Origin of the sequence: Colwellia sp. MB3u-45 (assembly GCF_014077005.1) — a bacterium.
Lineage (GTDB): Bacteria > Pseudomonadota > Gammaproteobacteria > Enterobacterales > Alteromonadaceae > Cognaticolwellia.
Genome location: NZ_JACGVC010000051.1, coordinates 81,985 through 91,523, shown reverse-complemented (window position 1 = coordinate 91,523; position 9,539 = coordinate 81,985). Strand labels below are relative to the sequence as shown.

The window sequence follows — 9,539 nt, the reverse complement described above, 5'->3', positions numbered from 1 at the left end:
CTATGTGTTTCATCGAGTTTAAGTAATTCATTAATACTGCTTAATGCCGCAGGGATAGTTTTTGCATAGCGTTGGGCAACGGCAATTAAATACCATAATTCAATTTGGTGCTCTTGGTCTGTGGTTTGTTTTTGTAGTTGTTTACTTTGTGTAATGGCGTCATTGAATTTTGTTGTTTGGATCAATTGTTGAATTGATTTTAATTGGTCTTCATTAGCAGAGTGAGATCTTGTGTCCAATGACTTAGCTCCAGAGTAGGTTAGCGTATTATTTTTAGGTTAAAAAACGCCTATTTTATCAATAAAAAGCCGCTTGATACAGATATCAAACGGCTTTATTTATCATTTTAGTTTTGACTTGACTTAACTAGCTTTTAGTAATCAATCTAGGCTTAATAAAAGTCGTACGAGAATCTAAAACCAATAGTACGAGGTCGGTTAGAAACTACTTTTGGCGTATACTGTTGAGTATCAATATATAATATTGCACTTTTATCAGTTAGGTTGTCGATGAAAAGCTCAGCTTTCCATTCGTCGTTAGTTACACCAAAGCTTAAATTTGCTACCACATAACTATCCTGTATATAACGACCACCGTTAAAGGTATCGCCATTACTGTCTGGATAATTCACTCCGGAATAAACATCAGCTTCTTTTTCAATACTTAAACCTGAACCTGTGCCATAAATTAAATTAGTAGAGTCTTCTACCATATACGCATCCATCACCATACCGGCAAGTCTCTCTCCGGTATAACTAATTGAACCGTTAACATAACCTGTCATACCTTGGCCAATTGGATAGAAATACTGGGCTTGTAAGTTACCTGAAAATTCAGCTGAATACGGTAATCTACTACCTTCTGGTGGCGCAATACCATTAAGCTGGGCATTAACTGACGTTAGCTCGGTATCTATCAAACTAAAAGCACCAGAGATAATTAAGTTATCTGTTGCAACCCAACTAAAGTCACCATCAATACCTTTAATTTCAGCATCACCAACATTATCAGTAAATACTAAGAAGCTGATATTGGTAGGGTCATATCGCGATGTTTGCAGATCAGATATTTTTGAATAATAGGCAGTAGCGTTGAAGCGTAAGTTTTGATTAAATAATGTTGATTTAAAACCTAATTCTACGTTATCTAAGCTATCAGTCGTTGAGTACACTGGAATGCGGAAGCCTTCAAAGGCGCCTTCTTGACTTGTAGCTGAACCACCACCAACTCGGTTAGTAACCGGCGGTCTAAAACCTTCTGAGTATGATGCAAATACCATAACATCGTCATTAACTTGCCAATCAATTGAAGTTTTGATAATCGTATCATCAACTGTTAACGTGCCGTCACTATCAAGTAAGTCAGTTTCTAGTTGGCCACTAGCAATAGAAGCTTGAAGTGCTGCTGCTTCTTCAGCACCAAAAAATTCAGTTAATGCTGCTTCACTTCCGTCACCAAAGGCGCGCAAACGACCACTGACATCGGCGCTTGTAGTAGCACCTTTATAAATGTCATCAATTTGATACCAACGGGCACCAAAACTTGCAGTGACTGTGTCAGTAATATCATACTCGAACTGACCAAATACGGCGATTTGATCTATGGTATGTGTAACATCATTAACAAAACTTACTTCTGAAGGGAAAGGGCCGTCACCACTGTTAACGCCTTCATTTCCTGCAAGCGTTCTTTCCAAATCAGGAAAAAGTTCGGTATTCGCTATTTTGAATTGACCAACGGTTGATAACTCTTGCGTGTCGTAAAATACACCTGCGGTTACACGCCAGCGATTTTCAGCTGAGGTATTCATACGCAATTCGTGGGTAGTACGAGAGGTGCTAGTTTCTTCTTTATAATACTTAGTTGGGTCAAGACATTCTTGCTCTGCCGCTGCAGCTGAATAGTTACAAACATAAAAAGAAGAATAAAAGCCGCCATTAGTATAGCCAGTGTAATCAATCGTTGAATTGATATCTCTGTCGAGATAACCACCGGTATAAACCACGGTAAGTTGCTCAAGTCGGCCTTCTAATGTCCAAGTTGTTAAACCAAAATCATCATTGTTATTTTCAGGCATAAAACGGTTTGTTGATGTCTCACCCTTAAGGTTTGGATCGTAAGAAAACACACCTTCAGTATCAAGTGACTGTTGAGTATGTTGAACTAAAAGATCCCAGTCATTATTGATTAAATAAGATAAACCAAAGCGAGCACCGGCATAACTTGCCGTGTTAAAGTTTTCTTCTACTAAGGCAGCATTTTGTGGTGCGGTAATAGGGGTATTTTCTGGGTCATCTAATTTAGAGAAACCAGCAGAAATTCTATCAATGACAACAGTACTACCGGTATAACCACCTTCACCCGGAACATTGAGTACATTATCTATCCAACCACCTTGGTAGTCGTTGTAAGCAGTAACACGTACGGCCAACGAGTCAGATAAAGACATATTAAAATACGCTTCAACAGAGTTACTCATGTCGCCGCCTTTGGTGGTACTTGTGCTGGTATCAAAACCTGCAGCAAAACCATCATGGGTTGGCTTGTTAGTGATTAAGCGTACGGTACCTGATTGAGAGCTAGCACCAAAAAGTGTGCCTTGTGGCCCAGGCAAAACTTCTATACGCTCAACATCAGTAGCATAAATATCTAAGTTACGTCCTTGCATTGATACTGGTTGCTCGTCTAAATAGAAAGCAACAGAAGGTTGTAGTGCTTGAACTGATGAAACTGAGATGTTGGTTTGGGTAGTTGCTGCGCCACGAATATATATTTCATTTTGGCCAGGACCTGTACCCTGAAAAACTACGTTTGGTAAAAACTCTACGTATTGGTCAAAATTAGAAACGCCAAGTTTTTCTAAGCTATCACCGGTTAAGGCGGTAACAGTTACGGGCACTTCTTGAATTGATTCAACGCGTTTAGTCGCTGTAACTTCAATAGTCTCTATTGACGCTCTTTTTTTTGTTTCTTCAGCGTATAAAGTGCCTGACGCTGCTAGTGCGGTTAACACAGCGCAGTGTAGTTTAGTGAATTTCATATTGATTTTCCCTTGGTATTTTATTGTGAAGAGCCTAATACGTTTAGAACTCTAACTACAAATACACTTAGAACTCTAAATATAAATACCATTAGAGTTCTAAGTATATTTGGCTTTTGCGGTATCTTAACAAAATATAGGAATTTATTCAAAAATATAATAAAGTGCTCTTTTTTAGTGAAATCTCGTTACACGGGTAATTGTTCACACAAGTGACTATTTACACCTTGATTAACAAGATATAATATCAACACAAATTAAATTTAGGGGAAGGCTTTGTCTTTATCCGCCAATAGTCAATTAAATAAGACAGTATTCGTTAGTGCATCATCTATCATTATTGCTCTTTTACTTTATACAGTAGCACTACCTGAACAGGCACAGAGCTTGTTTACGCTTATTCAAACAAGCATTGTTGACAACGGCAGTTGGTTCTATGTACTCACCGTCGCTTTTATCTTCTTTTTTGTTATTTTTCTAGGATTCTCACGTTACGGGGATATTCGTTTAGGGCCTGATCATGCGACCCCCGATTATTCTATGCTGACTTGGCTTTCTATGTTGTTTGCCGCTGGAATGGGCATTGGCTTAATGTTCTTTGGTGTGGCAGAGCCATTGATGCACTATTTGTCGCCACCTACGGCAGAACAAGGCACGGTTGCTGCGGTTCAAGAAGCAATGAAAATGACATTTTTCCATTGGGGACTACATGCTTGGGCTATCTACGCCATTGTGGCCTTGGTATTAGCTTATTTTAGTTATCGCCATAATTTACCCCTAACGCTACGTTCTGCATTGTACCCCTTGATTGGTGAACGAATTTATCAATGGCCAGGGCATTTAGTTGATGTTTTTGCTGTGGTCAGTACGGTTTTTGGTGTTGCCACCTCGTTAGGTTTAGGCGCGTCGCAGGTAAATGCAGGTTTTGGTTATCTGTTCGGTATTGAGGTTTCTACGACCAATCAAATCATTATAATGATTGGTATTATTGGACTTGCCATTATCTCTGTTGCGACCGGTTTAGATAAGGGGATTAAAATACTTTCTGAAACCAACATGGTATTAGCGGTTATCTTGTTAACGTTGGTTTTTGTGCTCGGTCCAACGGTGTTTTTATTACAGGCTTACTTACAAAATATTGGTGATTATTTAGCTGATATAGTACATAACACCTTTAATTTATTCGCTTATAAAAAGACCACTTGGATAGGTGGTTGGACGATATTCTATTGGGGGTGGTGGCTTGCTTGGGCACCTTTTGTTGGCTTGTTCATTGCTAGAATCTCTCGTGGTCGCACGATTAGAGAATTCATAGTTGGTGTCATGTTAATACCCACCGTATTTACTTTGTTTTGGATGACTATTTTTGGTAACAGTGCCATTGATTTGGTGCATAACCAAGGGGTGGTTGAATTAGGAGAGATGGTCAGTAAAGACTCATCAGTGGCATTATTTATTTTTCTAGAAAACTTCCCATTATCTACCTTGCTGTCTTTCTTTAGTGTCTTGATGATAGTGATATTTTTTGTCACCTCTTGTGATTCTGGTGCGATGGTAGTGGATATGCTCTGTTCGCATGGCAGTAATAACACACCCTTGTGGCAACGAGTTTATTGGGCGGTAGGTATCGGCATGGTCGCAGGGATTTTATTGTTAGCGGGTGGACTTGGTGCTCTGCAGACTATGACTATTGCCAGTGCCTTGCCTTTTGCTATCGTACTACTGCTTGCTATTGCTGGCTTGATTAAAGCATTGAGAGTTGAAGCTTTTAAGCAAGACAGCCAGCTTATAACAGCGGTACCTCATTCAAACAATGATCGTGATGATAGCTGGCAGGTGCGGTTAAATAATATTGTTGATTACCCAAACAAGGGCAATGTGAATAAATTTATTAGTAAGACAGTTGTACCTGCGTTTAAATCCGTTGCTGATGAACTAAAGAAAAACCAAATCAATGTGGTTGTTTCGGATGAAAATGGCCTAAGTTTATTGGTTGAACATGGTGAAGAACAGCAGTTTGTTTATCGGGTGCTTGCTCGAAAGCATTCACAACCAGACTTTGCTAATGAAGCCGATGATGATGAGCACAATTATTATCGAGCAGAAGTTCATTTAGGTGAAGGTGGGCAAGATTATGACATTATGGGGTGGTCGAAGGCGGCAGTGATCAATAATATTATTGATCAATACCATAAACATTTGCACTTTTTGCATTTGTTACGTTAACCACTAACGGCGTCAGTTTTATCGATATTACTGGCGCTCGTTATATATAATCAGAGCCTATAACAAAATTGTTATAGGCTCTGTAATTCTAATAGCGGTGCAGCATCTATTTTGTCAGCATCCATCATATTTGATAAACGCTCCATTGAAGACAGCAATTGCGATTGTTCCCATTGCTCTAAATTAGAAAATTTTTCAATAAAATGTTCTTGCAATGCTTGCGGTGCCTTAAGCAAAAGCGCTTTTCCATCATCAGTTAAATACAGGCCGACTTTACGTTTGTCTTGTGTATAACGCACTCTTGAAATAAGGTTTTTATTTTCTAAGCGATCAATAATATTGGTCACCGTTGCGGGACTTAAATTAACTTTTTTGGCAACTTGGCTTGAATTGATACTGTATTCTTTATCGATCTCTAACATAATTAATAATTGTGGGCTGGTTAAACCGGACGTTTTATTAAGATGTTTTGAATGTAAATCAATGGCGCGTATAACTTTTCTTAAGGAAATTAATAATTCCTGGTGTTTTTCCATAACAGTAGACTCCTAACTCCTAACTTTAAAATTCCGTAGTCTAATCAAAATTATAACGACCGACTAGAGAAATTATTGAAATAAACATTATTTAACTAAAATCACTTGGGTTTTTCAAATAACGTATAGGTATGATGGCTGAAAAGTCACGATCTCTCAATATAAAAATAACAGAGTATGTCAATATGAAATTTCCAAAAATAGGACCTGCGTTTCTTGTTACAGCAGCGTTTATTGGTCCAGGGACCATAATTACCGCGTCAATGGCTGGCGCAAATTATGGTGTATCACTTGTTTGGGCATTGCTATTTGCTATGTTTGCGACGTTAATTTTGCAAGAAATGGCGGCAAGGCTGGGTATCGTTAGTCAACAAGGTTTAGGCGAAAATATACGACAGGCGATTAAGCAGCCGTTTGCTAAGGCTTGTGTTGTTATGCTGGTGGTGAGCGCTATTGTGGTCGGTAATGGCGCTTATCAAAGTGGTAATATTTCAGGCGCAAGTTTAGGCTTAGTAGGTGTTGCAGAACAGTTAGGTTTTAAAGTGGCTTTTGGAGCTATTATTTTTCCAATCATGATTGGTTCGCTTGCTTTTGTCTTACTTATTACCGGAAGTTACAAAGTCATTGAGCGAGCTTTAGTGGTGTTAGTTGGCTTAATGAGTATTGCATTTATTGTGACATTTTTTTTAAGCAAACCACAATGGTACGAGTTAATGAGTAGTTTTGTCACCTTTGAATTACCCACAGGCGCAACACTCACGGTTATTGCTCTCATTGGCACGACAGTTGTGCCCTATAATTTATTTTTACATGCTTCAACGGCGAGTAAAAAATGGCAGTCAGTTGATGATATACCAACAGCAAGGAAAGATTTACTGCTATCTATTCCGCTTGGGGCTTTAATATCAGTGGCTGTACTTTCAACCGCGGCTTCGGCCTTTTTTGGTCAGCAACTCAGTTTGCAAAGTGCTGCCGACATAGCACCCGCGCTACAGCCGCTATTTGGTGACTCTGCAAGTTTATTTCTTGGCCTTGGCTTATTTTGTGCGGGCATATCATCTGCGATCACCGCCCCTTTAGCTGCGGCCTTTGCGTTAAGTGGTATTTTAAATTTAGACAAAAACCTTAACGCTTTTGGCTTTAGATTAACCTGGATGATTATTTTAATTATTGGTGTTGTTGTCAGCAGCGCAGGTTTTAAACCCGTTGCTGTTATTTGGTTTGCGCAAGTAGCCAATGGCATTCTGCTACCTTTGATCAGTATTTTTCTCTTATGGATTATGAATACAAAAGTGCTAGGTGAGTACCGCAATAATTTATGGCAGAACATGGCTGCGGCCGGTGTTATTTTGATTACCTTGCTCTTGAGTGGGCGTAGCTTAATGTCAGCGTTTGGTTTGTTGTAAGCACTGAGTATTGATAACGATATAAAAATGCAGCTATCTAGAACAATATTAATCGTTTGCAATAAATAAAAAGCCCTTAAATCAGCTGATTTAAGGGCTTTTTAGTGTTAACTAATGATTAAAAACCACATTGTTTACCTTGGTTTTTATCTTTTAACCAAGTGTGCAAGGGGGCAAAATAATCAAGAATGGCGGTTGCATCCATTTGTTCATTGCCAGTCAATACTTTATACGCGGCTTGCCATGGCTGACTTGAGCCCATTTCAAGGACAGTATTTAACGCGGCACCGGCATCTTTGTTGTTATAAATAGAACAACGATGAATAGGGTCCGTATTACCTGAAATTTCACATAATGCACGATGAAATTCAAATTGCTGAATATGGGCTAAGAAATAACGAGAATAAGGTACGCCAGCGGGTACATGGTATTTGGCACCGGGGTCAAAAGCATTGATGTTACGATCAATGGGGGCGGTTACACCTTGGTATTTTTCACGTAATTCCCACCAAGCGCTATTATAGTTTTCCGGGGTAACTTCACCGGAATAAACTTTCCAACGCCATTGATCAACCATCAAACCAAAGGGAATAAAGGCAATTTTATTCAATGCCATTTTCATTAATAAACCAATGTCTTTTGATTCATCAGGAATGGTGTCAATTAAGCCAATCTCTTTTAAGTATTTAGGCGTTACTGACAGGGCAATGGTGTCACCAATAGCTTCATGGAAACCGTCGTTAGCACTATTTTGATAATAAACGGGCTGGTTTTGATAAGCACGTTGATAAAAGTTATGACCTAATTCGTGATGAATAACTGAGAAGTCTTCACCAGTTTTTTGGATACACATTTTAATGCGAATATCATCTTTGGCATCTAAGTCCCATGCTGAGGCATGACATGCCACATCTCGATCGGCGGGCTTAGTAAATAATGAACGTTGCCAAAATGTTTCTGGTAAGGCTTCAAAGCCAAGCGAAGTAAAAAAGCTTTCAGCGCCTTTTACCATTTTAATTTCGTCGTAATTATGGCTGGCAAGTTGTTTGGTAACATCATAACCAGGATCAGCATTTTCAGGTGCCACTAAGTCATAAATATTGCCCCACGATTGTGCCCACATATTACCTAATAAATGCGCCGGAATAGGTTGGTCTTGTGGCACTTTATCTTCGCCGTACGTTTTGCCTAATTCACTGCGCACATAACAATGTAGATCATCGTATAAGGGTTTAATTTGCCCCCATAAACGGTCAAGCTCTTTAGCAAAATCATCAGCAGGCATATCATAATTAGAACGCCACATTGCGCCCAAATCGGCATAACCTAGTCCTTGTGCACCTTCGTTACCCAATTCTGCTTGGCGAATATATAAAGGCTTCATCGCTGGACTAATGGTGCGCCAACCTTGCCACATTTCTAATAATTCATCGTAGTTACGAGAGGTTGCCATAGTAGCGGTCATCTCGCCTAAACTTAAGGTTTCGCCCGATTTAGTGGTGTAATTGCCTTTACCATATAAACTATTTAATTCAGCGCCAATTTTTGCTAACTCAGCCGATTTAGCTGGATCTTGTGGTGCTGGCATCACTAAACTCTGCTTTAATATATTGAGTTTACGGCGTTGATCTGCACTGACTTCTACAGCGTCAAATTTAGCGGCTTGCATGGCAAATCGAACCCCAGCTTCTGTCGACTTTTGATCTGCTGCTGCGGCAAGTGCTGAAGTGTCTTGCGTAATAAAGTTTGCATTGATCCAAGCCGCACGACTGCCTTCAAGGTTAAGTTGCACCAGCTCTTTTTCGGTAGTGGCTAAGAATTTTTCTGCATCTTGAGCGGTTAACGCTTTACTTACTACAGTGGCCGCTTTAGCTGCATTTTTTACTGTGTTATCACCATTACAAGCACTAAGGCTTGCTGCTACCAAGATAGCTGCTGTGGTTAATTTAAATGTCGATTGCATAAATATCCATTATTGTTTTTGTTAGCGCTTGATTTGCGCCTTAATCAACTTAATCTAGGGTCATGGCTAGTGTAGATTGAGATTATCATCTTGGCAATAGTCTTGATTTTGTTAAGGACATTCGGGGGGGAATTGATAAATTTTGGACAAAAAAAAGCCCAGCGAAAGGGGTGCTGGGCCATCATATAAAATATACTAGGGAAAGTATGAAATTTGCGTTTCAAAAATTGCTTCAGGAAATGCCAAAAAATTATAGCTACATTAGGTGTTTTTAACTGTGTTTTTTCTGTAATAGTTTGTAATGAATGAGAGGAATAATTGCAAAACAACTCAGTAATATCATTTTAAGGTTAAAATATTATACGGAG

General features: G+C 39.2%; 6 protein-coding genes. 2 read left to right on the top strand and 4 right to left on the bottom strand.

The genetic code is table 11. The features are described from left to right. Both H4J41_RS14865 and H4J41_RS14860 read right to left on the bottom strand, forming a co-directional pair. On the bottom strand, positions 1 to 239 hold a 239-nt coding region (locus H4J41_RS14865; protein ID WP_404842444.1), incomplete at its 3' end, for a hypothetical protein. 152 nt (positions 240 to 391) lie between these two features. Further along, complete coding sequence (locus H4J41_RS14860) at positions 392 to 3,040, bottom strand: TonB-dependent receptor (protein WP_182135155.1); 2,649 nt, start codon at positions 3,038 to 3,040, stop codon at positions 392 to 394. 276 nt (positions 3,041 to 3,316) lie between these two features. Here H4J41_RS14860 and H4J41_RS14855 point away from each other — a divergent pair, with 276 nt between their 5' ends. After that, complete coding sequence (locus H4J41_RS14855) at positions 3,317 to 5,266, top strand: choline BCCT transporter BetT (protein WP_182135157.1); 1,950 nt, start codon at positions 3,317 to 3,319, stop codon at positions 5,264 to 5,266. A gap of 71 nt (positions 5,267 to 5,337) precedes the next feature. Here the strand turns inward: H4J41_RS14855 and H4J41_RS14850 are convergent, their stop codons facing one another. Continuing rightward, complete coding sequence (locus H4J41_RS14850) at positions 5,338 to 5,802, bottom strand: MarR family winged helix-turn-helix transcriptional regulator (protein ID WP_182135159.1); 465 nt, start codon at positions 5,800 to 5,802, stop codon at positions 5,338 to 5,340. Positions 5,803 to 5,987: 185 nt separating this feature from the next. On the opposite strand from H4J41_RS14850, the gene H4J41_RS14845 reads away from it, so the two are divergent. Beyond that, the gene (locus H4J41_RS14845) at positions 5,988 to 7,208 is read left to right on the top strand and encodes an Nramp family divalent metal transporter (RefSeq protein WP_182135161.1); all 1,221 of its coding nucleotides are present in this window, start codon (positions 5,988 to 5,990) and stop codon (positions 7,206 to 7,208) included. 118 nt (positions 7,209 to 7,326) lie between these two features. On the opposite strand, the gene H4J41_RS14840 is transcribed toward H4J41_RS14845, so the two are convergent. Continuing rightward, a complete protein-coding gene (locus H4J41_RS14840; RefSeq protein ID WP_182135163.1) occupies positions 7,327 to 9,171 on the bottom strand; it encodes a M2 family metallopeptidase in 1,845 nt (614 codons plus the stop codon). Positions 9,172 to 9,539: the final 368 nt, after the last annotated feature.

Bases quoted from the DNA above. Each gene is read 5' to 3' on its own strand.
- H4J41_RS14860 (WP_182135155.1), bottom strand. From the start codon at position 3,040: ATGAAATTCACTAAACTACACTGCGCTGTGTTAACCGCACTAGCAGCG.
- H4J41_RS14850 (WP_182135159.1), bottom strand. From the start codon at position 5,802: ATGGAAAAACACCAGGAATTATTAATTTCCTTAAGAAAAGTTATACGC.
- H4J41_RS14845 (WP_182135161.1), top strand. From the start codon at position 5,988: ATGAAATTTCCAAAAATAGGACCTGCGTTTCTTGTTACAGCAGCGTTT.
- H4J41_RS14840 (WP_182135163.1), bottom strand. From the start codon at position 9,171: ATGCAATCGACATTTAAATTAACCACAGCAGCTATCTTGGTAGCAGCA.